At 40.8% G+C, this 26,747-nt stretch carries 26 protein-coding genes and 1 pseudogene; 16 read left to right on the top strand and 11 right to left on the bottom strand.

Features of this window, described 5'->3' with window-relative positions; translation table 11 throughout:
* Nucleotides 1–67 precede the first annotated feature (67 nt).
* From G0029_RS07865 to pcaD, 6 genes are all read left to right on the top strand, one after another.
* Nucleotides 68–1,177 carry a muconate/chloromuconate family cycloisomerase gene (locus tag G0029_RS07865; RefSeq protein WP_180107046.1) on the top strand — a complete coding sequence of 370 codons (1,110 nt, stop codon included), beginning with the start codon at nt 68–70 and terminating at the stop codon, nt 1,175–1,177.
* 20 nt (nt 1,178–1,197) lie between these two features.
* Complete coding sequence (catC, locus tag G0029_RS07860; protein ID WP_078190886.1) at nt 1,198–1,488, top strand: muconolactone Delta-isomerase; 291 nt, start codon at nt 1,198–1,200, stop codon at nt 1,486–1,488.
* Nucleotides 1,489–1,642: 154 nt separating this feature from the next.
* Nucleotides 1,643–2,329, top strand: a complete 687-nt coding sequence (locus G0029_RS07855) for a 3-oxoacid CoA-transferase subunit A (protein ID WP_180023664.1) — start codon at nt 1,643–1,645, stop codon at nt 2,327–2,329.
* A 19-nt stretch (nt 2,330–2,348) separates the two neighbouring features.
* On the top strand, nt 2,349–2,999 hold the full coding sequence (locus tag G0029_RS07850) for a 3-oxoacid CoA-transferase subunit B (protein WP_078193766.1): 651 nt from the start codon (nt 2,349–2,351) through the stop codon (nt 2,997–2,999).
* Nucleotides 3,000–3,125: 126 nt separating this feature from the next.
* On the top strand, nt 3,126–4,331 hold the full coding sequence (pcaF, locus tag G0029_RS07845) for a 3-oxoadipyl-CoA thiolase (protein ID WP_180107048.1): 1,206 nt from the start codon (nt 3,126–3,128) through the stop codon (nt 4,329–4,331).
* A gap of 65 nt (nt 4,332–4,396) precedes the next feature.
* Entirely contained in the window at nt 4,397–5,176 is a 780-nt protein-coding gene (pcaD, locus tag G0029_RS07840; RefSeq protein WP_180107051.1) for a 3-oxoadipate enol-lactonase, read from the top strand.
* Between the two features lie 637 nt (nt 5,177–5,813).
* On the opposite strand, the gene G0029_RS07835 is transcribed toward pcaD, so the two are convergent.
* The 3 genes from G0029_RS07835 to G0029_RS07825 form a co-directional block, all read right to left on the bottom strand.
* Nucleotides 5,814–7,052 (bottom strand): CaiB/BaiF CoA transferase family protein, encoded by a 1,239-nt coding sequence (locus G0029_RS07835; protein ID WP_180107053.1) that lies wholly within the window; start codon nt 7,050–7,052, stop codon nt 5,814–5,816.
* 50 nt (nt 7,053–7,102) lie between these two features.
* Nucleotides 7,103–8,530 carry an MFS transporter gene (locus tag G0029_RS07830; RefSeq protein WP_180109883.1) on the bottom strand — a complete coding sequence of 476 codons (1,428 nt, stop codon included), beginning with the start codon at nt 8,528–8,530 and terminating at the stop codon, nt 7,103–7,105.
* Between the two features lie 209 nt (nt 8,531–8,739).
* A complete protein-coding gene (locus G0029_RS07825; protein ID WP_180023660.1) occupies nt 8,740–9,960 on the bottom strand; it encodes an acyl-CoA dehydrogenase in 1,221 nt (406 codons plus the stop codon).
* Nucleotides 9,961–10,206: 246 nt separating this feature from the next.
* On the opposite strand from G0029_RS07825, the gene G0029_RS07820 reads away from it, so the two are divergent.
* From G0029_RS07820 to G0029_RS07790, 7 genes are all read left to right on the top strand, one after another.
* Nucleotides 10,207–11,142, top strand: coding sequence for a LysR substrate-binding domain-containing protein (locus tag G0029_RS07820; RefSeq protein WP_180107060.1), 936 nt, complete (start codon nt 10,207–10,209; stop codon nt 11,140–11,142).
* 103 nt (nt 11,143–11,245) lie between these two features.
* Nucleotides 11,246–11,947: an SIR2 family NAD-dependent protein deacylase gene (locus G0029_RS07815; RefSeq protein WP_111884690.1), complete on the top strand. Its 702-nt coding sequence runs from the start codon at nt 11,246–11,248 to the stop codon at nt 11,945–11,947.
* Nucleotides 11,948–12,135: 188 nt separating this feature from the next.
* Complete coding sequence (locus G0029_RS07810) at nt 12,136–13,080, top strand: ABC transporter permease (protein ID WP_180107062.1); 945 nt, start codon at nt 12,136–12,138, stop codon at nt 13,078–13,080.
* Entirely contained in the window at nt 13,080–13,961 is an 882-nt protein-coding gene (locus G0029_RS07805) for an ABC transporter ATP-binding protein (protein ID WP_180109882.1), read from the top strand. Before G0029_RS07810 ends, G0029_RS07805 begins: the two co-directional genes overlap by 1 nt.
* A gap of 82 nt (nt 13,962–14,043) precedes the next feature.
* Nucleotides 14,044–15,060 (top strand): isopenicillin N synthase family dioxygenase, encoded by a 1,017-nt coding sequence (locus G0029_RS07800; RefSeq protein WP_180107064.1) that lies wholly within the window; start codon nt 14,044–14,046, stop codon nt 15,058–15,060.
* On the top strand, nt 15,057–15,938 hold the full coding sequence (locus G0029_RS07795; RefSeq protein WP_180107065.1) for a hypothetical protein: 882 nt from the start codon (nt 15,057–15,059) through the stop codon (nt 15,936–15,938). Before G0029_RS07800 ends, G0029_RS07795 begins: the two co-directional genes overlap by 4 nt.
* Before the next feature lie 7 nt (nt 15,939–15,945).
* Complete coding sequence (locus tag G0029_RS07790) at nt 15,946–16,275, top strand: DMT family transporter (protein WP_168377505.1); 330 nt, start codon at nt 15,946–15,948, stop codon at nt 16,273–16,275.
* 140 nt (nt 16,276–16,415) lie between these two features.
* Here G0029_RS07790 and G0029_RS07785 read toward each other — a convergent pair whose 3' ends face one another.
* The 4 genes from G0029_RS07785 to G0029_RS07770 form a co-directional block, all read right to left on the bottom strand.
* Nucleotides 16,416–17,216 (bottom strand): sulfite exporter TauE/SafE family protein, encoded by an 801-nt coding sequence (locus G0029_RS07785; protein WP_121530785.1) that lies wholly within the window; start codon nt 17,214–17,216, stop codon nt 16,416–16,418.
* 45 nt (nt 17,217–17,261) lie between these two features.
* Entirely contained in the window at nt 17,262–17,756 is a 495-nt protein-coding gene (locus tag G0029_RS07780) for a flavin reductase (protein ID WP_180107066.1), read from the bottom strand.
* 103 nt (nt 17,757–17,859) lie between these two features.
* Nucleotides 17,860–18,888, bottom strand: coding sequence for a methionine synthase (locus tag G0029_RS07775; protein ID WP_106984404.1), 1,029 nt, complete (start codon nt 18,886–18,888; stop codon nt 17,860–17,862).
* A 78-nt stretch (nt 18,889–18,966) separates the two neighbouring features.
* The gene (locus G0029_RS07770; RefSeq protein WP_180107067.1) at nt 18,967–19,956 is read right to left on the bottom strand and encodes a putative oxygenase MesX; all 990 of its coding nucleotides are present in this window, start codon (nt 19,954–19,956) and stop codon (nt 18,967–18,969) included.
* Nucleotides 19,957–20,580: 624 nt separating this feature from the next.
* On the opposite strand from G0029_RS07770, the pseudogene G0029_RS07765 reads away from it, so the two are divergent.
* A pseudogene (locus tag G0029_RS07765) lies at nt 20,581–21,058 on the top strand (epoxyqueuosine reductase QueH); the annotation flags it as partial.
* Nucleotides 21,059–21,126: 68 nt separating this feature from the next.
* Here the strand turns inward: G0029_RS07765 and G0029_RS07760 are convergent.
* From G0029_RS07760 to G0029_RS07750, 3 genes are read right to left on the bottom strand one after another with little or no spacing between them, the layout of a single operon-like run.
* Nucleotides 21,127–22,149 carry an ABC transporter substrate-binding protein gene (locus G0029_RS07760; protein WP_180107068.1) on the bottom strand — a complete coding sequence of 341 codons (1,023 nt, stop codon included), beginning with the start codon at nt 22,147–22,149 and terminating at the stop codon, nt 21,127–21,129.
* A complete protein-coding gene (locus G0029_RS07755) occupies nt 22,146–22,343 on the bottom strand; it encodes a hypothetical protein (protein ID WP_180107070.1) in 198 nt (65 codons plus the stop codon). Before G0029_RS07755 ends, G0029_RS07760 begins: the two co-directional genes overlap by 4 nt.
* 11 nt (nt 22,344–22,354) lie before the next feature.
* Complete coding sequence (locus tag G0029_RS07750; RefSeq protein WP_078190923.1) at nt 22,355–22,795, bottom strand: CopG family ribbon-helix-helix protein; 441 nt, start codon at nt 22,793–22,795, stop codon at nt 22,355–22,357.
* Nucleotides 22,796–23,243: 448 nt separating this feature from the next.
* Between G0029_RS07750 and G0029_RS07745 the strand changes: the two genes are divergently transcribed.
* A complete protein-coding gene (locus tag G0029_RS07745) occupies nt 23,244–24,326 on the top strand; it encodes a putative zinc-binding metallopeptidase (protein ID WP_180107072.1) in 1,083 nt (360 codons plus the stop codon).
* A gap of 190 nt (nt 24,327–24,516) precedes the next feature.
* On the top strand, nt 24,517–26,466 hold the full coding sequence (locus G0029_RS07740; RefSeq protein ID WP_180107074.1) for a lipase family alpha/beta hydrolase: 1,950 nt from the start codon (nt 24,517–24,519) through the stop codon (nt 26,464–26,466).
* 9 nt (nt 26,467–26,475) lie between these two features.
* Here G0029_RS07740 and G0029_RS07735 read toward each other — a convergent pair whose 3' ends face one another.
* Nucleotides 26,476–26,619, bottom strand: a complete 144-nt coding sequence (locus G0029_RS07735) for a hypothetical protein (protein ID WP_227591891.1) — start codon at nt 26,617–26,619, stop codon at nt 26,476–26,478.
* Nucleotides 26,620–26,747 lie beyond the last annotated feature (128 nt).

The following is a 26,747-nucleotide window of genomic DNA, read 5'->3' as shown; positions in this document are numbered from 1 at the left end:
GCTCTAGTTAAAGATATTACATTAAATTAGGGTATATAAATAGTTGGATAGATAAGAAATACGCAAGATGTATAAGTCGATTGAAACCCTGCTCGTGGAAATCCCAACAATCCGTCCGCACAAGATGGCTGTTGCAACCATGCAAACGCAAACCCTTGTTTTGATTAAAATCACCACCGAAGATGGTTATATCGGTTGGGGTGAAGCGACGACGATTGGTGGTCTAGGCTACGGTGAAGAAAGCCCTGAAAGCATTCGAATCAATATTGAAACTTATTTTAGTCCTTTACTGAAAACCCTCACTGGTTTGAATGTTGCTCAAACCATGCAAGCCATTAAACGTAATATTAACGGCAATCGCTTTGCTAAATGTGCCATTCAAACGGCGCTACTCGATATTTTGGCGCAGCGTTTAAATCTGCCTTTGAGTGAATTATTGGGCGGTCGTTTACGTGACAGCTTACCTGTTCTTTGGGTACTTGCATCTGGCAATACGGAAAAAGACATTGCCGAAGCACAAAAGATGATTGCGGCAAAACGACACAATATTTTCAAACTTAAAATCGGTTCACGCCCCGTTGAAGCTGATGTTGAGCATGTTTTAGCCATTAAAAAAGCATTAGGTTCAGACATTTCTATACGTGTAGATGTCAACCGTGCATGGTCTGAATTAGATGCCATTAAAGGCATTCAATTGTTACAAGATGGTGGTGTTGATCTGATTGAGCAGCCTTGCGCGATCGATAACATTGACGCGATGCGCCGTTTAACTCGTCGTTTTGATATAGCCATTATGGCAGATGAATCACTGATGGGCCCGCAAACGGCATATCAACTTGCGCGGCACAATTCTGCATCTGTTTTTGCAGTCAAAGTTGCACAGTCTGGCGGTTTAATCGAAGGCTGTGAGGTTTCTAAAATCGCCAAACTTGCGGGTATCGATTTATATGGTGGAACCATGCTTGAAGGCCCTGTGGGCACTATTGCATCGGCACATGCATTTTCTACATTTGACAATTTAGCTTATGGCACAGAGCTTTTTGGTCCATTGCTGCTAACTGAAGAAATTTTAAAAACCCCACTTCAATATCAAGATTTCGAACTCAAGATTCCGACCACAGCGGGTTTAGGGATTGAAATTGATGAAAACAAAATTGATGACTTACGTCGCAAATAACATTTAGCTAGGAGTGAGAAATGCTTTTCCAAGTACGCATGGATGTCAATATTCCATTAGATATGCCAGTCGAAAAAGCCAATGAAATTAAAGCTGTAGAAAAGGCATATTCACAAGATCTACAACGTCAAGGTAAATGGCGCCATATCTGGCGCATTACTGGTCAATATTCAAATATCAGTATTTTTGATGTTGAAAGCAATGAAGAGTTACACAACATTTTACAAGGATTACCCCTTTACCCGTATATGAATATTGAAGTTATGGCTTTAAATCGTCATCCCTCTTCTGTTCGTAGTGATGATAGCTGATGCGATTGGATTCCAATTGTGTAGCACATGATTGAAGTCCATTGATCTGCATTTTTAAGTTTGTAAATATTTGAAATAAAAGATTATCTGCCTTACATGACTGAAGTGGTTAGTCAGGTAAATAGTTTTATCGTTCTTGATGAAGGATCGTAGCATGATTGATAAAAGTACCGCTTCCTTAACAGAAGCACTTTCTCAAATTAAGGATGGATCAACCATTATGATCGGCGGCTTCGGTACGGCTGGTCAGCCTGCTGAACTGATTGATGGATTGATAGAACTTGGCATCAAAGATCTCATCATCGTCAACAACAATGCAGGTAATGGTGACTATGGACTTGCTAAATTACTCAAAGCTGGTGCTGTCCGTAAGATGATTTGTTCTTTCCCTCGCCAATCGGACTCTTGGGTATTCGATAAGCTATACCGTGCAGGAAAAATAGAACTTGAGCTTGTACCACAAGGTAATTTGGCTTGCCGTATTCAGGCGGCAGGCATGGGTTTGGGTCCAATTTATACACCAACAGGTTTTGGTACGTTGTTGGCAGAAGGCAAACCTACACTCAATTATGAAGGCAAAGATTTTGTTCTCGAAAATCCAATTAAGGCCGATTTTGCTTTAATCAAAGCACATCAGGGCGACCGCTGGGGCAACTTGGTTTACAACAAATCAGCGCGTAACTTTGGCCCCATTATGGCCATGGCGGCAGATGTGACGATTGCTCAAGTCTCAGAAGTGGTTGAACTTGGTGCATTAGACCCAGAGCACATTATTACCCCTGGTATTTTTGTACAACATGTCGTGGCTGTTCAATCTGCACAGCTTGAGCAATCTGCATAAATCACGTGAGGAAAGAACCATGAGCTATACCAAATTAACCCGTGATCAAATTGCAGAACGTGTTGCACAGGATATTCCAGATGGTGCTTATGTCAATTTAGGCATTGGCTTACCCACTAAAATTTCAAATTATTTACCAACAGACAAAGATGTATTTCTACATTCAGAAAATGGACTTTTGGCTTTTGGTCCTCCTCCGGCTAAAGGCGAAGAAGACCCTGAATTAATTAATGCAGGAAAAGAGTTTGTCACTATGCAAACGGGTGGCTGCTTTTTTCATCACGGTGACTCTTTTGCCATGATGCGTGGCGGTCATTTAGATATTGCAGTATTAGGCGCTTTTCAGGTTGCCCAAAATGGTGACTTAGCAAATTGGCATACTGGTGCGCCAGATGCAATTCCTGCTGTAGGTGGTGCAATGGATTTGGCTGTTGGGGCGAAAAAAGTCTTTATTACTACAGACCATGTGACCAAAAAAGGTGAACCGAAAATTGTCGCCGAATTGTCATACCCTGCGACAGGCCTGCAATGTGTCGATCGTATTTACACAGATTTGTGCGTGATTGATGTAACAGTTGAAGGCATGAAAGTGATTGAAAAAGTTGAGGGTCTGAGCTTTGACGAATTACAGTCAATGACCGGTGCAAAGCTGATAGATACGACAGCTTAAAGCAAAGAGTCCCTCCTTGATTAAAGGAGGGATTTAGGGAGGATTAATATTAAAAAATTAACTTCCTGTAAATCCCTCCCAACCTCCCTTTAAAAAGGGAGGAGCTGAGTTTTTAGGATTTATAAAATGAAAAATGCCTATATTATTGATGCAATCCGCACCCCTTTCGGTCGCTATGCGGGCGGTTTAGCAGCAGTACGTACCGATGACCTAGGTGCCTTACCTATCAAGGCACTGATGCAGCGAAATCCAAGTATTGCTTGGGAGTCTGTTGATGACGTGATTTACGGCTGTGCGAACCAAGCCGGTGAAGATAACCGTAATGTTGCACGAATGTCGTCGCTACTCGCAGGTGTACCTTTTCAAGTTCCTGCTACAACTGTGAACCGACTTTGTGGTTCATCACTTGATGCAATTGCGATGGCAGCCCGTGCAATTAAAGCAAATGAAGCAGACTTAATTATTGCTGGCGGTGTTGAAAGTATGTCCCGTGCGCCCTTTGTTATGGGTAAATCGGAAAGTGCTTATGGACGCAGCCAAAAGATTGAAGACACCACCATGGGCTGGCGTTTTATCAATCCAATACTCAAACAAATGTATGGCGTGGAAACCATGCCTCAAACCGCTGAAAATGTGGCAGAACAATTCAACATTAACCGTACTGATCAAGATGCTTTTGCCTTAGAAAGTCAGCGCCGTACAGCCGCTGCACAGGCCAATGGTTTTTTTGAGAAAGAAATCATCCCTGTAATCATTCCACAGCGTAAAGGCGACCCACTGATAGTCGATACAGATGAACATCCACGCGCATCGACGACAGCTGAAGGCTTAGCAAAACTCAAACCTGTAGTGAAAGCAGATGGGACGGTAACTGCGGGCAATGCTTCAGGGATCAATGATGGTGCAGCTGCACTGCTGATTGCTTCAGATGATGCAGTCAACAAATTTAAGTTAAAGCCACGTGCCAAAATTATTGCGGCGACGGTGGTGGGTGTTGAGCCCAAAATCATGGGCTTTGGTCCTGCTCCTGCCATTAAAAAATTGTTAGCTCAAACAGGTCTAAGCCTTGAGCAAATGGATGTAATCGAGCTGAATGAAGCTTTTGCGGCTCAAGCCTTGGCGGTAACCCGTGAATTAGGTTTAGAAGATGGTGCTAAACATGTCAATCCAAACGGTGGCGCTATTGCTTTGGGGCATCCTTTAGGTGCTTCTGGAGCACGTTTAGTCACGACGGCATTAAATCAGCTTGAGGCAATTTCAGGTCAATATGCCCTCTGTTCGATGTGCATTGGTGTCGGTCAAGGCATCGCTTTGATTATTGAACGTGTTTAATCCTCAATAATAGTCCCCTTATCATAGGGGGATTTAGGGGATTTATAAAATTAAGGATTCAAAACATGCCTACATTTATATCCAATGATGCAACGATTAATTACGCAACTTTTGGTGACCACACACAACCTGCGATTGTCTTTTCTAACTCTTTAGGCACAAAGTTCAGCATGTGGCAGCCTCAGATAGAGGCGCTGCAGCAGGATTATTTTGTCATTTGTTATGATACACGTGGCCATGGTGCATCTTCTTCCCCCCAAGGGCCATATAGCCTTGATCAATTTGGTACAGATGTCATCCATTTATTGGATCATTTAAGTATTCAACAAGCCGCATTTTGTGGAATATCGATGGGTGGTTTAACAGGCCAATGGCTTGCAATACATCATCCTAAACGCTTTAACCATGTCATTATATGCAATACCGCTGCAAAAATTGGGCAAGAATCAGCTTGGAATGAACGTGCGCAGTTAGTCCGTCAACAAGGTCTGAAACCAATTGCAGAAACGGCAGCATCACGATGGTTTACAGAACCCTTTATCCAAAGTAACACGGCAACTGTACAATCTTTGAGTAACGACCTCGGAGCTGGCAGCCCAGAAGGTTATGCAAGTTGTTGTGAAGCTTTGGCTAAAGCGGATTTACGCAATGAAATCTCGTCTATTCACATCCCAGTATTGATTATTGCAGGTCAACAAGACCCTGTAACTACAGTTGCAGATGGTCAATTCATGCAAGAACGCATTGCAAATAGCCAATTATTTGAAATTAATGCATCGCATATTTCAAACATCGAACAGCCAGATGCATTTAATCAGGCTTTGCAGAATTTTATACAGCAATAATAAGCAGCTGAACAAATTCAATGTAATGTTATTAAAATAGAGCCTTGCCATTGTGCAGGGCTTTGTTTCGTTTGAAGGCTTTGATTTAATGTCCGTTCTTAAAATAAATGGACAATTAGAAGAATGATTCATCTATATAAAAAACGTATCAATATTGCTTTCTAGTTTAATCATTGGCTTTAGTTCTACGATTTCTAATGCAGATGTTACAACTCAGCGTATTAAGGATATAAAGACTTATACTCTCGCCAATGGAGGTGGTATCGAGATCTTTCTGTGCAATTAGTAGACTTGAAAAATAGGCATATAAATGCTTATTGCCTGCAGCTTTGCGGAAATTGGTTTGTGGATTCCAGAATTTTAAAGTTATAGCTTAAAGAAAAAATATCAAGGCGCAAAAGTATGGACATCTCTTTCATACAAAAAAATAAAGACCGTATTGCAGGCCCAAGCCTTGGTTAAAAATTATACTTTATCAAGAAGGTTAATATTAAAAATATTCCATAGATGAATATCCAAATTGAAAAAAGACCGAAGTATTGGAGTCCTTCGGTCTAAAATTTTAACTTCACTCATTCCTCATAGGTGTTTAAGACCAGATATTGAAGAATAGTTTGAAGAATAATCTCTGGGAATTTTAAGCTGCAGGATGATTGAGTTGATCAATGATACCTTGTGCAGCCAATTCATTTAATTCAGCTTCAGTTTTAAATTGGGACAAAATTTCGATTGTGTGCTGCCCTAACTGCGGCGGTGCATGACGGTATTCTACAGGCGTATCAGATAATTTCATCGGTGATCCAATCACTTTAAAATCATGATTTAAAGCATGTGGAATATTCACCACCATTTGACGATGTTGAATTTGCGGTTCATTTAATGCGTCTTCTACAGAGTTGATTACACCCACTGGCACTTTTACCGCATGAATCGCATCAACCCAAACTTGAGCATCTTGTGTCAGAAAATAGGCACTCAATAATGGAATCAATTCTTCACGGTGCTTCACCCGATCTTGATTACGTAAATAGTTCGGCTGATCTAGCAGTTCTTTATAGCCAATCGCAATACACAAATCTTTAAATTGTTTGTCATTACCACAGGCAATAATAAATTCTTTATCTTTAGCTTTAAAGGTTTGATAGGGTACGATATTCGGGTGATTATTTCCCATACGTTTAGGTGCTTTACCCGAGGTCAAATAGTTCATACCTTGATTGGCTAGCGCCGCCACCTGTACATCGAGTAATGACATATCGATATATTGACCGCGTCCTGTATGCTGCCGCGCCAACAATGCCGCCTGAATGGCAATCGTTGAGTACAGTCCGGTCTGAATATCGACCACAGCGACCCCTACCTTTTGTGCGCCACCACCGATTACATCATCAGATTCACCAGTAATACTCATCAAACCGGACATACCTTGAATGATAAAGTCATAGCCTGGTTCTTCCGCACGTGGACCATCCTGACCAAAACCTGTAATTGAGCAATATACGATATTTGGATTTAGCGCACTGAGCGATGCATAATCCAAACCATATTTGGCAAGTGAGCCTGCTTTGTAGTTTTCAATCACGACATCTGCCGTTTTAGCAATTTCACGGACTAGGGCTTGCCCTTCTTCACTGGCGATATCAATGGCTACAGAATATTTATTGCGGTTCGCACATTGGTAATAGCCTGATTCTTTCGTCGCTTGACCTTGCTGATTTGGCATCCAAGGTGGTCCCCACGTACGGGTATCATCACCCACTTTTGGACGCTCAATTTTGATTACCTCTGCACCTAAATCAGCCAAAATTTGACCGCACCAAGGACCTGCCAAAACACGGCTTAAGTCCAATACACGAATTCCTTTTAATGCACCCATAGTTCACTCCAGATGTGCCATAGTATTGAGCTATGGCACAGATTTTTTATTTATTTTACTGTCGCAGTTTTTGCAGACACTTTTTGCTCTGCATCAGCAACATGTGTATCTACACTTGCCAGTTTTTCTTTTTCCGCATCTGAAGAAAGTGATGCTTGCTGGGGATCATATTGACGTTCACGAATGAACAAGCCCGGAATAACACCTGCAATAAAGTACGCAGCACCCATTACAATAAAGGCCATGGTGAATGATCCGCCAGCGGCAATCATACCAATGGTTGCTGGTGCTATGGCTGCGCCTAAACGTCCCATATTGTAAGCACCGCCAATAGCCGTACCGCGTACATCCGTCGAGAAGCTTTCTGCCATATAAGTTGCATTTACACCGTATGGAATACCGTATAGGAAACCGAAAGTTACGAGTAAATAGGCGATGTTGGTTGGTGTGTTATAGAAAATGATGATCGGTAAGAATGCTGCCGTAGCTACCGTACCAAACACAAAGGTAATACGACGTCCGAACTTGTCAGCGGCATAGCCTGCTAAAATTTTACCCAGAATCATGGCGGTATATGCGCCTACCATATAGCCTGTCATGGCTTTAAAGTTCATGCTGAGTTCGGTTTCTAGATACGTTGGCATCCAGTTGTTGACACCGTAGTAACCGAATTGTAGAAATGCAGCGGTCGACATCCAAAAGAAGAACATTTTACGATGATTGGTATGCCCAAAAATACGTTTATAAATACTTTCAGAAGGTGCATTTTGATTGACTGCAGCATGTTGCTGTACAGGTTCAAGTTTTAATTCACGGCGTTTTAGCTGCTCAATTTTTGCTTCCTGCCAAGATTTTGGTTCAGGAACAAAACGCATAAAGATCAGGGCAAAAGCAGCAGGAATAATGGTGACATAAAATAGCATGCGCCAGCCGTGATCTGGAATAATGGCACCCGCCATCAGCGTTGCAACGATATACCCCACAGTTTGACCCGTTTGCAAAGTCCCAATTACTGTTGTGCGGTATTTGGTTGGTACATATTCTGCCATCAGCGTATTACACGCCATATAAAGTGAGCCCAGACCAAATGCGCCAATAAAACGTAAAATTAAAAATTGTTCATAGCTTTGGGTAAAGCCTAAAATACAGGTCATGATTGAGAAAAATACGACCGACCAAGCAATAGTTTTCACACGACCGAATTTATCGCACGCCCATCCACCCGAAATACCACCCAGCGCCATCCCTGCTAAAGAAGAACTACCGAGCATTCCGGCTTGAAATGTACTTAAACCAAATTCAGCCTTTAAACTGGTCAGGCTGAATGACAGCAACATGATGTCTACACCATCAATCACCAAAGAAATAAAGGCAAAAATAAAAGCCATTTTCCAAGTGTTGCTTGTAATACGATGCATCGTGCCCACGTTAGAAGGCAATTTGAGCGTTCCTGCTCCGTTTCGCATTTCGTTATTCATTTCCTTGTTCCTCATTTTCCCAAATGAGTCATCGGCATTCCTATGTCTGCACATTTGCCTTTTTTATTCTTTTTATTTCATCACTGCTCAGGCTATTGCACAGAGTTACAAGAGTGTTTCACGATGAATCCTTTATTGATTAAGTTTATTTTTGCATAAAAAGTCTCTAAGGCACTCTATGTAGAGCACCTTATCGATATATAATTCAATTAGTTACCAAAAGCCGCGATGCCTGTTTGCGCACGACCTAAGATCAGTGCATGTACATCATGCGTTCCTTCATACGTGTTGACGACTTCGAGATTGACCAGATGGCGGGCAACACCAAACTCATCAGAAATGCCGTTACCACCCATCATGTCACGCGCAACACGGGCAATATCTAAAGCCTTGCCACAGTTGTTACGTTTAATGAGTGATGTGCCTTCTACAGCAGCAATGCCTTCATCTTTCATACGTCCAAATCGAAGCGCAGCTTGTAAACCCAAGGCAATCTCAGTTTGCATATCTGCAAGTTTCTTTTGAATCAGCTGATTCGCTGCCAATGGTCGGCCAAACTGTTTACGGTCCATAGTATATTGGTGCGCTGTATGCCAGCAGAATTCTGCGGCGCCCATTGCGCCCCAAGCGATACCATAACGAGCACTATTTAGACAGGTAAATGGACCTTTTAAACCACGTACTTCTGGAAAAGCATTCTCTTCAGGGACAAAGACATTGTCCATCACAATTTCACCGGTAATCGATGCACGTAAGCCAACTTTACCGTGAATTGCAGGAGCAGATAGACCTTCCCAGCCTTTTTCTAAAATAAAACCACGAATGTCACCAACATTACCTTCAGGCGATACTTCTTTCGCCCAAACAACAAACACGTCGGCAATTGGGCTGTTGGTAATCCACATTTTTGCACCCGTGAGACGATAGCCACCTTCGACTTTTTTTGCACGAGTAATCATGCTACCTGGGTCAGAGCCATGATCTGGTTCAGTTAAACCAAAACAGCCAATGTATTCGCCTGTTGCCAGCTTTGGTAGGTATTTCTGTTTTTGCGCTTCAGAGCCAAATTCATTAATGGGCACCATCACCAAAGAACTTTGAACGCTGGCCATTGAACGGTAGCCAGAATCAACATATTCAATTTCACGTGCAACGAGACCATAACTAACATAGTTTAGACCTGCGCCGCCGTATTGCTCTGGAATCGTTGGGCCAAGTAAGCCAAGTTCGCCCATTTCTCGGAAAATAGATGCATCGGTTTTTTCATGGCGGAATTGTTCGAGTACACGTGGCTGTAAACGCTCTTGACAGTATGCATGCGCAGTATCGCGAATCATGCGTTCTTCTTCAGTTAATTGCTGTTCCAAAAGAAACGGATCTTGCCAGTTAAATTGTACTTTTGGTTTTTTTACATTGACCATTTGATTCATCGCATCCTCTGCTTTTTCGGGCTTTCTTTGTTTTATTCGATGCTATGTGTGAAAAGTGATTCATTCAAACGATTAATTTGCATGTAGATATGCGCCTTTCGCATACCTGAGCTTTGTTCACAGCGTGTTAAGCACTTTAGCCACTGATTTGAACTGCGGATTGCTTTATTTATAGACTATAGTGGTATATGAAAATCATTCTTATATGCCATTTTGTGATACCTATCGATAAAAAGGACTTTATCTATGCGGCGCAATATTCCGTCTTTGCAAAGCTTAATTTGCTTTGAATCTGCTGCAAAACACGCAAGTTATACGCATGCTTCTCAAGAGTTATTTATTACGCAAAGTGCCGTGTCACGCCAAATTCAGCAGCTTGAAGAGTACTTAGGTGTCATGCTATTTAGCCGAACACGTCACGGTGTCGATCTCACAGAAGCAGGCAAGCAATATGCAAAAAGTATTAAACCCTTTTTGCAAGGCATCGAAAAAAGCACCTCAGATATCATGACGCACAAAGGCTTAGGCGGTACTTTAAAGCTGGGCGTTGTGCCAACCTTTGCCACACGTTGGCTGTTGCCAAAATTACATAAATTAAATGCACAGCATCCTGAAATTACCGTGCATTTGGAAACCAGTACCAAACCTTTTTTGTTTAATGAAAATGTCTTTGACGCAGCTATTTTTGCAGGAACGCAACAGCAAATTGAGCATTGGCCTGGCATTCAAGCGCATTATTTAATGGATGAAGAAGTGGTTCCCGTTTGTTCCCCCAAATTGATTGAAAACAACTTTCCACTTGCGGAAATGACGGATGATCATAGTTTTAATTTAAGTGATGAAGAATTGCTTCGATTACCCTTATTACAGCAAACAACCCGTCCAAGTATTTGGCAAGAATGGTTTCAAGCCCATCAAATTCAGCATCCCAAGCCTTTCGATGGGCAGAGGCATGAACTATTTTCTATGCTTTCTGTGGCAGCCAGTCATGGCATGGGAATGGCACTGATTCCACAAATGCTGATCGAAGCAGAACTGAGAAAAAAAGAATTGGTGATTGCATCAAATAAAAAACTGCACGGTAGCAGAAAGTATTATTTGGTCCACTCGAGTCAAGACAGTTCACCGCAAATACAAAAATTTGTCGATTGGGTGTTACAAGAATTGCATCAGCTGAGTTGAAGTAGTCGCTATATTTTGAGTACAGTAAATTCGCTGCATTATTCGTTCAATACATGTAACCGTACCTAATGGACGCATCAATTAAAATATAAGGCTATAATCTATGCAAAAAATTGTGGTGTTTTCAGGTGCTGGTATGAGCGCAGAAAGCGGCATCAATACCTTCCGTGACAGTGATGGTCTTTGGGAGCAGCATCGCATTGAAGATGTGGCCACACCTGAAGCTTGGGCACGCGATCCAGCTTTAGTACAGCGTTTTTATAATGAACGCCGTAAACATATTTTAGCCGCAGATCCTAATGCAGCGCATAAATTGATTGCTGAACTCGATGATTTTTTTGATGTACAAGTCATCACACAAAATATTGATGATCTACATGAACGTGCAGGCAGTCACAATGTACTGCATCTGCATGGCAATATTCGTTACGCAAAAAGCTCTGGCCCTCAGGCGCAATACACGCAGGAATTTTTCCCTATTGAAGGTACTGATTTAAACTTAGAGACCGACAAATGCCCTGAGGGTTATCCTTTACGGCCACATGTGGTCTGGTTTGGCGAAGCAGTTCCTGCCTATGAAGATGCCAGTGTAAGTGTACAAACAGCAGATATTTTTATTGTGATTGGCACAAGTCTGGCAGTCTATCCTGTGGCTGGATTAATTCACGAAATCCCTGCCAACTGCCGTGCATTTTATATCGACCCGAAAGCAGACTATCAACGCGTACCTGAGCAGTATCAATTGATTAAAGCAGGCGCGAGTGAAGGAATGAAAAAACTTTTTTTACAATTGGTTGCGCCATAAAAGTTCATTTTGGCATCAGTATTGATCAAAAAAACTAATATTACCTGCTTCTTTTGCAGGCTTTTTGCTGTTTATAGCTTATCTAACTTGGCTTAAGTCCAATAAAACACGGCATACACGCGTTTGGCATTCAAATTGCTTAACAGTATTACGTTTTATTAAAAAAGTAATATTGGGGCTTGGTCAGTATGGGTTATGTCGCAAGAGAGCTCAGTCCGAAAAGCAAGCTATTGCTTGGCTTAGGATCATTTTTAATTCCTGTGCTCATTTGGTGTGCAGTGAGTTATTTGCCATTTTTATGGCATCCGCAGGTGCAAATTACGCAGTCAGGCAGTGTGCCGTATTTTCAGGTCGATAGCCGTGTAGACAAAGCGGTGTTTTATGCCGAAGCGCAATCTGCGGTCAATGCAGGTTTAGCACCACCTCAAGGTAAACTGGTCAATCCAATCTATTTACCTGCACCGCACGAAGTAGCAAAAGCATTAGTTACGGCTTTTATAACTCCACCTGCCCAACCTGATGCCCCATGGTTTCATCAAAGCTTATGGCACAGTATTAAAATTGTGTTCAGCGCATTTTTTATTGCCTCTCTCATCGGTATTCCGCTGGGTATTCTTTGCGGTTTTTCTCAAAAGATATCACAACTGACCGAACCCTTCGTTGAGTTTTTTCGCTACTTGCCCGCTCCTGCTTTTGGTGCCTTAGCCGTTGCGATTTTAGGCATTAATGATTCACCTAAAATCGCCATTATCGTGATTGGTACGCTGTTTCAGCAAATTCTGATTATTGCCAATACCACACGGATGGTTGACCGAGGCCTGATTGAAGCAGGTTTTACGCTAGGTACCAATAAATTAAAAAGCTTATTTCATGTGGTGATTCCAGCGGCGCTTCCCGACATTTACCGCGACTTACGTGTATTGCTGGGCTGGGCTTGGACTTATCTGATCGTATCTGAACTGATTGGCACAACCTCTGGGATCACATGGTTTATTACTCAACAAGCGCGTTACCAAAATTTTGACAATGTCTATGCCGCGATCCTCATCATTGGGGTGATTGGTTTGGTGTGCGATGTGGTGCTCATGAAACTCGGACAACGTCTATTTAAATGGAAAGCAGGAGCAAAATAATGAACAGCACAGAATTTAATGCCACCACTTATTTCGATGCAATTTATGCGCGCCCTATTATTTTAGAAGCAAAAAAACTCACACAAAGTTTTAAGCACGGCAAAACTGAACGCACTATTTTAAATCAATTGGATTTAAAGATTCATAAACGTGAATTTATCTGCGTGATTGGCCCATCGGGTTGCGGTAAATCGACCTTTAGCCGAATTGTGGCTGGTCTTAACCCATACAGTAGCGGTGAATTGCTGGTCGATGGCCAAGCGATTGAAGGCCCAAGCCCTGAGCGTGGCATGGTGTTTCAAGGCTACACGCTTTTTCCATGGAAAACCGTCAAAGAAAATGTGATGTTTGGCCCTTTAATGAAAGGTGCCAGCAATGCTTCGGCCGAATCCAGCGCCCGCGAATGGATTGATATTATTGGTCTAGAAAAATACCAAGATCAGTACCCGCATCAGCTGTCTGGCGGAATGAAACAGCGCGTTGCTATTGCCCGCGCATTGGTCAATGAACCAAAAATATTATTGATGGATGAGCCTTTTGGCGCACTTGACCCGCATACCCGTCAAAAAATGCAAAAGCATTTAATGGATCTATGGCAAAACATTGATATCACCATCATTTTTGTCACACATGATATGGATGAAGCCATTTTATTGGCGGATCGTATTGTGGCGCTCAAAGCCAATCCTGGTGAAATTAAAGAAATTATTGAGGTCGATTTACCCCGTCCTCGTAATCCTGAACTCATGCTAAGTCCTGAATTTAAACAACTGCGCGAACGGGTGGATTTCTTGGTACATGCACAGGAAGACGAGCTCGACCCTGCGTTGGAAAACCTACCGAAAATTCCACGTATGACCCAAGTCAGTACGCAAAAATAACTGGATTAATCCCTCTTCATCTTTAGGACGGCCTAAATGATGTAACTACAGCGTTGGACGGCCAACTTTATAGGAATTGAAGATGAATGAATCTTATGTTTTGCCACTTGTTGATATTTCAAAAATGCAAAGCACGGAATTGTCAGAGCGTTTAGAAGTAGCCTCTGCATTGGATCAAGCCTGTAAAGATGTAGGTTTTCTATATTTAAAAGGTGATCAGTTCAATTTTGATTTTGCGACATCACTGATTCAGGTGGCAAAGCTCTATTTCCAACAAGATACCGCCAATAAAATGCAACACTATATTGGGCTGTCGAAAAATCATAGTGGCTATGTGCCAATTGGTGAAGAACAATTTGCAGGCAACAGCTACGACTTAAAAGAAGCCTATGACGTCAATTATGATTACCACGGCGAAACTACGGCATTTCCTTTGCTTGGCCCTACTTTATGGCCAAATGATGCCACATTTAAAAGTACTGTCAGTGATTATTACTGCCATTTACGCAGTATTAGTGAGCAGATTTTTCAGGCCTTTGCTTTAGCTTTGAATGTAGATGAGCATTTTTTTGAGCGCAAAATTACACATCCGACCAGCCAACTGCGTCTAATCCATTATCCGTATAACCCTGAAGTGAAAGATGCTGAAGGTATTGGCGCACATACAGACTATGAGTGTTTTACACTGCTCTTGCCGACTGCACCGGGTTTGCAGGTTTTAAATAAACAAGGTGAATGGATGGATATTCCATTGATTGATAATACCTTGGTGATGAATATTGGCGACATGATGGAAATTTTGTCGAATGGCAAATATTTGGCCACCAAACACCGTGTTAAAAAAGTCTCTGAAGAACGCTACTCTTTCCCTCTGTTCTGTGCCTGTAATTACGAAACAATTATTGAGCCTGTACATTCTACTGACGCGCCAAAATATCAGCCCTTAATTGGGGGTGAACACTTATTTAACCAAACCGCGCAAACCTTTAATTATCTTAAAAAACGTATCGCTTCAGGAGAGCTGAGTCTAAGAAATGCTGTGCCTTTGTCCTCATTTGGTATGGATGAAAATACAGAAGTACAAGGAGCAAACGCATGAATTTATTTCAGGCTTTAGCACAGCTTCCAGCAAGCCAAGAGGTTTCAGGCCCTATTCCAGACTATTTGTATGGTGCTTTTCGCCGTAAAAGCATTAGTTTTTCGAATGGATTAACGGATGAAAAAACCATTGTGTATTGGTTTCAGTCACGTAGTTTCACCATCGATCTACGTTTAAAAAGCCGTGAAAATACGCCAGTGAATGAACGTCAAGGCTGGATTGGAAATACCCTTTGGAATGCTGAAAAGCAATTATTGTCTTGGGATGTTAAAGCACACTCGAATTATCAAAATCATGTGCAATGGCCAGAACCTGCAAAACTACATGCGATTGGCAACTGTATTTTAGAATTCTCTCCAAGCAATGCCTATGTCGAAGACTGGCGTCAACAAGTGCATGAAGGGCTATTCTTAGGCCTGCGCTTGAAGTCAGCCCTCGATGTAGAAAGTCATCAACCCTTGCAGATGGATGGCGGTTTAATTATTTGTGATAAGCATGTGGCCTTTGCACTGAGTCGTTTACCTGCAGATCAGCAAACAGTTGCCAGCGTCAACATATCATCTGCACCTACTATGTATGAAAAAGTGATTGAAAGCTTTGAAGTATCCATCGCTGTAGATGGTCTGCATAAGTACTATACAACGACTTTCTCTCAGCAAGATCAATCACTTAATTTTGATCATTTTGAATTTATTGATGAAACACATTTAAAGCAAAACCTAATTATTAACGGTCAAGCAATACAGCTGATATTTGAGGTGGATATTTATGTTCCACATTATGCATTTCAGCATCGCACTGATACCACGACAGAAAGTACAGATTGGTTGCAAAATGAAAAACAGCACCTCTTGTACCATGCCGTAGAATGTCTATAGGAAATCAATGTCGTTTATATATTTGCTCATCGCAATCATTGCTGAAGTGATTGCCACGTCCGCCTTAAAAGCCAGCAATGGCTTTACTGAACTAGTACCGATTATTTTTACCGTATTGGGCTATGCCATTGCACTCTTCTTTTTAGGTTTGACCTTTAAATCGATTCCAATGGGATTGGCCTACGCCATGTGGTCTGCTGCAGGCATTGTACTGATTTCTTGTGTGGGCTGGATTGTGTTTAAACAAAATTTAGACCTGCCTGCCATGATTGGTTTGGCCTTTATTTTATTGGGTATTGTGATTATTAATGTTTTTTCTAAAAGCACAGAGCTTTGAAATGTCAGTTTTAAAATGAAGTTTTTAAATAATATCTCTGAAATTTTAAAGACTTAAATTGCTATAGATAAAAATGCTCTAGCTTGCTGTTGCACACTAGAGCATACGTTTCGAATGAATTAACTGTGATCAGTCGGCTTCTATAAAATGCCTTTCACTAGAAAAAAGCATCCAACAATACATAACAGCACAGCAAAACATTTTTTCAGTACTGCTGGTGAAAGCGCATGCGCAGTTTTCGCGCCATATTTAGCCGTAAAGAAACTCATCACACTAATGCCCAAAAAGGCATAGATATGAATAAAGCCAATGGTATTTGGAATTTCAACTTGCTGTTGCATACCAAAAAACATAAAGCCTAATGCACCAGCAATGGCAATGGGTAAACCGCAAGCCGCAGACGTCCCGACCGCTTTTTGCATCACCACGCCATTTGCCGTTAAATACGGTACCGTAATACTGCCGCCGCCAATCCCGAAGATGGCCGATGCAACGCCGATACCCGAACCTGCTGCAATTTGTTTAGCTGTAGATGGTAGTGTTTTATTTGGATCGACTGGCTTTTTTGCACCCATAAACATGGTATAAGCCACCCAAAGTAAAAACACACCGACAATCATTTGCAGATGTAAGCCTGACAGCCAGCCTGCAATACCCGCGCCTGCAAAACAACCAATCGCCATAGGCGGAGCTAAATTTTTAAATACAGGCCAAATCACAGCGCCATTTTTATTATGCGCCATCAATGAACTGATAGACGTCACAACAATCGTAGCCAAAGATGTGCCGAGCGCCAAATGCATAATCACATCGGGACTATAACCCATTTGGCTAAAAACAATATAGAGCAATGGCACAATGATAGTACCGCCGCCAACGCCAAACAGCCCTGCAGCAAAACCAGCAAATGCGCCAATAATTAAGAAAGTAATGAGTTCCACGAAATAGATACTTTTAAAGTGATGTATTGAAGAAGTCTGACTGGTTTAAGCCAACTCCACTTGACCCACAGCATGATAAGCACGGTTGAAATACACCAAACTCTCTTCCTGCTGACTTTGCTTGATTGCGACCACACGGCACATAAACACACTGTGCGTACCCACTTCTTGAACCTGTTCAATCTGACAGTCAAAACTGACCAAAGCATCTTTTAATATTGGTGAACCTGTTTCTAATGTGCTCCAAGAACCCAATTTAAAACGCTCTTCCGAATTGAATTTGCTTGAAGCAAAAGCATTGGAAATGTGTTCATGCTGTGCGCCCAAAACATTGACAGACAGAACTTTATTTTCAAGAAAATGCGCATGAGAACGAGATGATTGATTCATACAAACCAGCAAAGTTGGCGGTGTATCTGTCACACTGCATACGGCTGATGCTGTAAATCCATGCATGCCTGCTTCACCCTCAGTCGTAATCACGTTGACTGCAGTCGTCAATAAAGACATTGCATTTCTAAAATCAGTTGCTTCAATCATCTCTTCAATCTCAATGGTTTATATGGCTTATCTCACGCTCAGGTTTGGGCAATAGGGATTTAATTTCCTTCTTGCCTTTACATGAAATTGAGTCAGCCCGAATTTATGCGGTCAATTCTTGGCGAATAATGGCAGCGCCTGCACTTAGCGCATTTAGTTTGCCTTGCGCCACGTGGCGAGGTAAAGGCGCCATACCGCAGTTTGTTGAAGGATATAGCTTGTCGGCATCTACAAATTGCAATGCTTTACGTAATGTATTTGCTACTTCTTCTGCTGTTTCTACTTGATTGGTTGCTACATCAATTGCGCCAACCATGACTTTTTTGCCGCGGATGAGTTCGATTAAATCCATGGGTACACGAGAGTTTTGGCATTCAAGTGAGATGATATCGAGCTTCGATTGCTGCAGTTTCGGGAATGATTCTTCATATTGGCGCCATTCATTACCCAAGGTTTGTTTCCAATCGGTATTGGCTTTAATGCCATAACCATAGCAAATGTGAACTGCTGTTTCGCATTTCAAACCTTCAAGCGCACGCTCTAATGTCGCAATACCCCAGTCATTGACTTCATCAAAAAATACGTTAAACGCAGGCTCATCAAATTGAATGATATCCACGCCTGCCGCTTCAAGCTCTAAAGCTTCTTGATTCAGGATTTTAGCAAATTCCCAAGCCAATTTTTCACGACTCTTGTAATGACCATCATACAAAGTATCAATCATCGTCATTGGGCCAGGCAGTGCCCATTTGATCGGCTGATTGGTTTGGCTGCGTAAGAATTTCGCATCATCCACAAAAACTGCTTTCTTACGAGATACTTCACCCACAACTGACGGTACACTTGCATCATAACGATTACGAATACGCATCGTTTCACGCTTTTCGAAATCAACACCTTCAAGATGTTCAATAAATGTGGTTACAAAATGCTGACGGGTTTGTTCACCATCGCTAACAATATCAATGCCTGCATGGATTTGTTCATGCAAAGATAATTTCAACGCATCACGTTTTGCATCTAATAATTCTTCGCCTTCAAGCTTCCATGCTGACCACAGTTTTTCAGGTTCAGCCAGCCAAGACGGTTTAGGTAAGCTGCCAGCAGTTGAAGTTGGAAGTAAAATGGCCATATTCGATCTTCTATCTCTATTTTCTTTTAAACGGGTGTTTTTACTCACCCGTGTTTCATCTATTTACGTAATTTAAAATTAAGCTGCGTCTGCATTTTCAATACTAAAATTAGCCGCCCACTCATTCAGAATGTCTTTATATGGCTGGATAAAGTTCTCTTCCGTCCATTTGCCCTGTTTAACCGCCAACTGACCACGTTCAACACGGTCATAAACAATACGAGTTAATGAGTAATCGCCAAAGCTTAAGCTTGGTTGATACACTAAACCTGCTGTCGCATTGGTATTGTAAATTTCAGGACGGTAGATTTTTTGGAAACTTTCCATGGTGCTGATCGCGCTGATCAGTTCGAAATCTGTATAGTCGCTGAGCAAGTTATTTGCCGAATAGAATGCCAATGGTGCAGTTGCATTTTCAGGTTTAAAGTAACGAACGCTTAAGCCCATTTTTGCAAAATAATCATCGGTACGTGAATAGTCATCATTAGTGTATTCCACACCTAAGATCGGATGCACATTTGCAGTACGGTAATAGGTTTTTGTCGTAGAAATACTTAAACAGATGACAGGTTGTTTCTTAAATTCAGCTTTAAATACCTCTGAATTAATCAAGTGTTGATATAGCTTTCCATGTAAATCACCAAAATCTTCAGGTTTTTCATTGAACTTACAGCCGAGTGCTGGTAATACCACGCTGAAGTCATAGTCACGTACATACGATGAAAAACTGTTGCCGATCATGCCTTCAATGCGTTCATTGGTTTTATGGTCGATGATGGTACTCTTTAAAGTTTCAATAAATGGGAAAGTTTGACCATTGCCTTCCACATCGAGTTCAGCCGAAATGATGTCAATTTCAAGTGAATAACGATCTGCATTTGGGTTGTCACAAGTAGCTAAACTATTGAAACGGTTATTAATCATTGCCAAAGTACGGCGCAGATTCTCTTCACGGTGTTCACCACGTGCCAAATTGGCAAAGTTCGTTGTTAGACGCGTATTGTCTGCTGGCTCATAGTTTTCATCAAAGCGGATACGTTTGATTGAACACGCAAATTTATGACTCATGGAGATTCACTACCCTAAAATTAAAAATAATCAAAATTTCTGTATGAAGTAATTTATACGTGAAACTTAAGATGAATAAAAATGATTTAACCTCAACTCAAAGTGAGATAAATTCATGTTTAAGATTTAAATACAATGAATTTTCTTCAACTATGCATCATTCAACTGGCGATAAAAAAACTGCCACTCAGGTAGTATTTAAATTTTATTTAATATAAATAAAGGCTTAAAAAAAAATTCAATGAATAATTTTTCATTCAAACACACATCTGAAATGTGTCGAATCGTACAGATTGGCTCAATATCTCCACTTTCAAAATTCAGCGATTTATTCATTTGGGTGAATTTTTCTAACTTTAAAATGAAAAAAGATCAAATCACTAATTGTTTTAATATTGAATCTGTAACACTAATATACTTTTGTCCTGAGCTATAAAGTTCTTAATCCTTGCCATAAATAGATAAACCAAATATGAAATAAGCATATATTCATGTCGTTTCAGCTTTTTAGTCAATATACTGAATATGACTCAACTTATACTTAGAAAAAATCAGCATATTCGAGCTTTGGTATGTTAAGGAATCGCTAAAATATTCGGTTTATACTTATACCTTCTTAAAATCATGTCTAATAAATTAGAACGTCAGACACTGACTCTCCCAGTAGGTCATGACAAGCTTTTACTCCACTCTTGCTGTTTCACCATGCTCTGGCGAAGTCATGGAAACATTAATTGAATCAGGTATCGATTTTTCAATTTTCTTTTACAATCCCAATATTCATCCTGTGAAAGAATATGAAATCCGTAAAGAGGAAAATATCCGCTTTGCCGAGAAACATAACATTCCGTTTATTGACTCTGACTATGACACAGACAATTGGTTTGCTCGCGCTAAAGGTATGGAAAATGAGCCTGAAAAAGGCATTCGTTGCACGATGTGTTTTGATATGCGCTTCGAGCGTACTGCACTTTATGCGGTAGAACATGGTTTTAGCTTAATTAGTAGCTCACTGGGAATTTCACGCTGGAAAAATATGAAGCAGATTAATGACTGTGGTCATCGCTCCGCTTCATATTATGAAGGCATAAGTTATTGGGACATTAAATTGATGTTGTTAGCCCTGAAGCATTTATACTATTCAGAGCTTATTTTTATTTACGTTTCAACTTATTTCAGTTCTTCAACCAATGTTGGATAGATTGATCCATCGACATCCATTTCAGTTTTATAAATGCCATTAGCAACATTGAATTTATTTACGTGGTAGCTAGAACCATAAATCGAGTCAAAACCAGTTCCTTTTTTAAAGACTTGTTTGTTGGCAGCTAAATCCAGTAAATGTGTGCCTCCAATAAACTGTTCATACTGTACAGGATTAACGCCAACGCGGTTCGACATGATTTTCACTGCATCGGCATGCGTTGCAGGGTCGTTGATGTATTTAACTGTTTTATCCCAAACTTGAATGATTTTTTTCCATTCTTCTTTGTTGGCAGATAAATGCGTCATATTGACGGTTAACGTGTCGTAAATCAGACCGGGTTTATCTTTCGATGTATAAATGATTTTAGAGCCAGCAACTGCTTTCAGCGCTTGATTTGCAACCGGTTGCCACACAGCAATTGCTGCAATATCAGGACTTGCAAATACTTGTGGCAGCTCGTTGGTCATGGTGTTGACCAACTTTACTTCAGAGGCTTGAATTTTTGCATCATCCAACGCCGTCGCCAAAAGCAAATGATCAACCAAGCCTTTTTCTGTCGCGACACTTTTTCCTTTTAGATCGGCAAGGCTATTGATGCCATCTTTAGCAATAATGACATCATTACCCGCAGAATAGTCCGTCGCCATAATCATGACGCCTTTTGTGCCGCCAGAACCTGTGACTAAGTTGTCACCATTGGTGACCAAAACGGCATCCAACTGATTTGCAGCAAATGCAGATAGTGAGGCTGAATAATCAAACCATTTAAAGTCTACATTGACACCGGCTTCTTTCAACCAGCCTTTTTCAATAGCAACCTGCCATGCGACAAAACCAGGCCAGTCGCTATAGCCGATCGTAATGGCTTTTGTATTGACTGTGCCTTCTGCTTGCGCGTTTGGTTCAGGTGTTTTGGCCGTATTGTCACAGCCACTCAGTAAGATGGCAGTCACAACGGATGCAGATAAGCAGGCTTTTTTGATCATAGTTCGATTTCCCCGATGGCATTACAGTTAAATTTGGTATTGGTATACAAAAACGATGGTGTATTCGGCTTACTGACAGATTGAGTATTACGCTTTGCACGATTTGGTCTATGGTTGCCTGCATTGGCATGTGCTTGCTGTTTATCTGTGATTTGGTCTTTAAACTGACCTTGTGATCGATATAATTGGCCCATTTTAAAACTCCTTAATTCTTTGCATTTTGCGGAATTGGCGGCATTACAGCGTCCATCAACTCCAAATGTCCTTTAATCACACCTTTAAGTGCTGAAAAATGCTGACTGATAACTTTGAGCTCTGAACTGACGCCTTGCAGAATCATGACTTCTAAAATTTTGTGGTCATCGAGTTGAATATGCAGCGAACTCACCACTTGTTCTAAAAACTGCTGCTGTAAATCTAAAAGCTGAATACGTAGCGCCGTACTACTTGCGTCATAAAGTAAGGTAAATGTGCCAACCATCACTTCGTTGCGCTGCTCCTGATCGGCAATCAGATGCTTATTGATCATGTCGACAATGGCCTGAGAACGGCTTTCATAATGCTGATCGACAATTTTTTGATCCAAAGCATCGACTGTTTTTTCAGGCACGGTAATACTGATACGCGCCAGCTTTTGTTTAGGCACTGTTTTTCCTTATTTTTTTTGCTGAATATAGAAACCCGCACGGGCGCTCAGTAACTCAATAAAAAATTGCTTTAATTGATGCAGAAATGTTGCAGATTGATGGCGGTTCATATGCATCTCCTGTTTGAGTAATACAAAATATTTATTTCGTAATATCGATAGAAATGCAGAATCTGTGCCAAGTGAGAAATACAAAAAATGATCGATTATTTTGTTCTTTTAACTTTCTTTTAAATTTTACTGTTCATGATTTGTGCAATAAATGCACTCATCGAGACCCCTTTGCACTATTGCTGCGATGTATTATTTGATGAAAGACTATTTCTAAAGGTCGTTGTTCTTAAACAAGAGCATTGACCGACATGCAACAAACTCGAAGTGCAATTTATTTCATCAACATTGAACATCATTTATACTGATTGATCATTCTATTCATCACTCAACGCCTATGAAGTATTTCAGCTGCGCGGTATGTTCTAACCAAATCTTTTTTGCCAATTCACACTGTGTCAATTGTCAGACTGCGCTGGGTTATATTGCCTCTGAAAAGCAAATGGGCTGTTTTGACAAGCATAGCAGTACGTTATGGCTTGCGTTAAATCCTGAAATAAAGGGAAAACGCTTTAAACCTTGTCATAATTATCAGCACCATCATGTATGCAACTGGATGGTGCCTGCCGACAGTGAAGAAATTTATTGTGAGTCTTGCCTGCTCACGCATACCATTCCCAACTTAGATAACCCAGACCATATTGTGTACTGGGCACGATTGGAACATGCCAAACGGCGTTTTTTATATTTGATGCAGCAACTGAATACCATGCCACGCCCTAAACGAAGTAAAGATGACCGTTATGGCCTGCGTTTCGACTTTCTCATGCCCACGGAAGATGCGCCGGTGATGACCGGTCATGCTAATGGCATTATTACCTTAAATGCCAGTGAAGCAGATGTGATTTACCGCGAAACAACGCGTATAAAAATGGGGGAAAACTACCGTACACTTCTTGGTCATTTTAGACATGAAAGTGGTCATTATTATTTTGATTTGATCAAACATTTACACCCAGAGCTGATTGATGAATTTCGGGAACTATTTGGTGATGAACGACAAGATTATAGTGAAGCTTTGAAACGACATTATAATGACGGTGCGCCACAAAATTGGGCGGATTACTATGTCAGTTCATATGCCAGTACGCATCCTTGGGAAGATTGGGCGGAAACATGGGCGCATTATTTGCACATGATGGATACCCTAGAAACAGCCTACTATGCAGGATTAGTGGTCAAAACCAATAAGTCGGATTTGAATAATTTAGAATTAAAAGAAAACCCGATTGGCGCTCAGGATTTTGACCTATTGCTGCAACATTGGATGACCTTGACCTTTAATTTAAATGCGTTGAACCGCAGCATGGGGCTAGATGATGCATATCCATTTACATTGTCGAATCCCGTATTGGATAAATTACGGTTTATTCACCACAAACTGCTCAACATGACCTTAAAAAACCAGCCGCACAATTAGATTAAATTTAACACGTGACATTATTTGAATTTCAGATCAACTTTTCGGTATCACAGTATTCGGACATTAGCTTAATTTGAAAAGATATATACGTAGTAATTTTCTAGGATTGAGTGCTGTAACACCTGCCCTATTTTTACGATTTTATAAAGGTTAAAATAACAAAAATTAGATGCCTGTGACCTTTCCAATGATGCCTTTCACGCATTTACTCGCTCGTTTCATATGTATCATCAGCCTGAGTTTGCTCAGTGGATGCCAATTGGTCAAATTACAAGAAAATCAACTCAGTGCGTCACTAAATAATAAAACAGATAGCATTTTAACCCATCAGAAGCTCAGTACATTTAGCCATCAAATCCTGTTAATGGTGAATGAAAGCGACCAATCTTGTTTAAGTACGCTTGAAAGCTGTATTCACAAAATGCTTAACAATGAAACTTTAGATATTGCCCAAGTCTATGCAGCAGCAAGTGAACTGTACATGGCACGTGCTTTAAGCGCCGATCAAAATCCACAATGCAAAAAAAGCTTAAAACAAAACAGCGGAAAATTAGCTTCAAGCAAAATTAAAATGTGTATGGATCAGCAGCTTACTGACTTTGATTTCAGTCTGCGTTACAGCTATGTCTATCTATTTAAATCCGCTCAAGCCCCTGAAGAACGCTTATTTGATTTGCGTCAGGGACAAGTCCGCACCTTTTATAATGTGGCTTTATCACGTCTGATCACCTCATCATTCACCCGTTTTGACTATCAGCAAATGCCTGAAAGTTTAATGTTGGGTTCTTCGCTTTATCATTTTAATTATGAGCATTATCCTGAAATCAAAAATGCGGACATTGATAAATTACAGTCGAGCTATAATTTTAATTTTTCAGGCTTAAAAACCATTAACCGTCAGGAAGGCATTGGCTCTGAATTTGTCTTAGTCAAAAAAGCTATGGATCTGTCTGCCGCACAGCCTTTTGTACTAGATCCTGAACAGTATTATTCAAATAAACTCAACCCCAATATCCATACAGCACGCTATTTATCTGTTAGTGCGATCGCCGAGCCTGCCAAGACCAATAGCAGCATTAGCGAAATTTTATCGCCGCAATCAAATTTTAAGGTTGAATTATTTAATCCCTATCAATTTAAAAAGGCAATAATTGAATCTCAATCCTATACCCTAACGGCCAATTATTCTGTGCCTTATGGACTTTGGTTAGCCGAAAATAAATTAGGACAATCTGGCTATTGGACACTTCTGAATAAGGAAGAACATTTGCGCATGCCACATGTGTTTATGTTAGAGCCGTATCAACCTTATAAAAAAATTATTGTCATGGTTCATGGTTTAGCCAGCAGTCCTGAAACGTGGATCGGCCTGACCAATAACATTATGGGGGATCAAAAACTACGTGATCATTACCAAGTTTGGCAAGTGTTTTACTCAACCAATATGCCAATATTAGAGAGTCGTTTTCAAATCAATGCTTTACTCAAACAGGCATTTGCAACTGTTCAGCCCAATACGCCATCGGCTCAGGATGCTGTCATTATCGGACATAGTATGGGCGGCATCATTAGTCGTTTATTGGTTAGTGATGCAGATATTTCCGCTCTAGCTATTCCACTCATGAACTATGAACAAAACACACAGTTACAACGTCATCCGATTATCCGCGATCGTTTTGTCTTTAAAGCCTTGAAGCCAGTTAGTCGTGCAATTTTCATTGCCGCCCCGCATCATGGTACTGACTATGCAGACCGCTGGTTTACCAATTTGGCGAAAAAAATCGTGGTATTGCCTTTAAGTTTTTTAAATGATGTCAATGTTGAAATCCCGAATGCAAAAAATTCAACTATGGGCCTGATTAAGTCTGGGCCGGCAGATTTAAGTCAACAATCACGTTTTATGCTGTTGACTACAGCCATCATGCCAAATAAAGATATTCCTTATTATTCTATTATGGGGAATCAGACGCAAAATACTGAACCGAGCAAAATGTCGGATGGCATTGTTCCCTATACAAGTTCTCATTTAGAGGGCGCGGTGTCTGAAAAGATTTTCAATGGTGGACATTCCATCCATGAGTCTCCAGATGCCATTTTAGAGTTGCGACGCATTTTGAGAGAACATATGGATAAATAAGTGAACTTTTTAATCGCGGTTTTTGTGAACTTGATCTTGTAGCTCGTCTAAAATGATCTTTATCGTTTTTTGCCCTTTAGCTTTTTCTGCTAGTTCTGTTAAATGCACATCTTCCGAAAGACAATCATTCAAAATTATTTTTGCATTTTCCATAATTCGATTTCGACTTTAGAAGCTACGAGCATCTAAAAGTTCTTCTAGTTTTTTAGCCATAACTAATGAAATCCAGCAGTTTTAAAATATTTCTTTATTAAGAATGCTTTTTATAAAAATAGCGTTTA

The sequence above is a fragment of the Acinetobacter sp. YH12138 genome (genome assembly GCF_015218525.1).
Lineage (GTDB): Bacteria > Pseudomonadota > Gammaproteobacteria > Pseudomonadales > Moraxellaceae > Acinetobacter > Acinetobacter amyesii.
The sequence above is the reverse complement of the archived record's forward strand: the minus strand, read 5'-3'. Positions and strand labels throughout refer to the sequence as shown.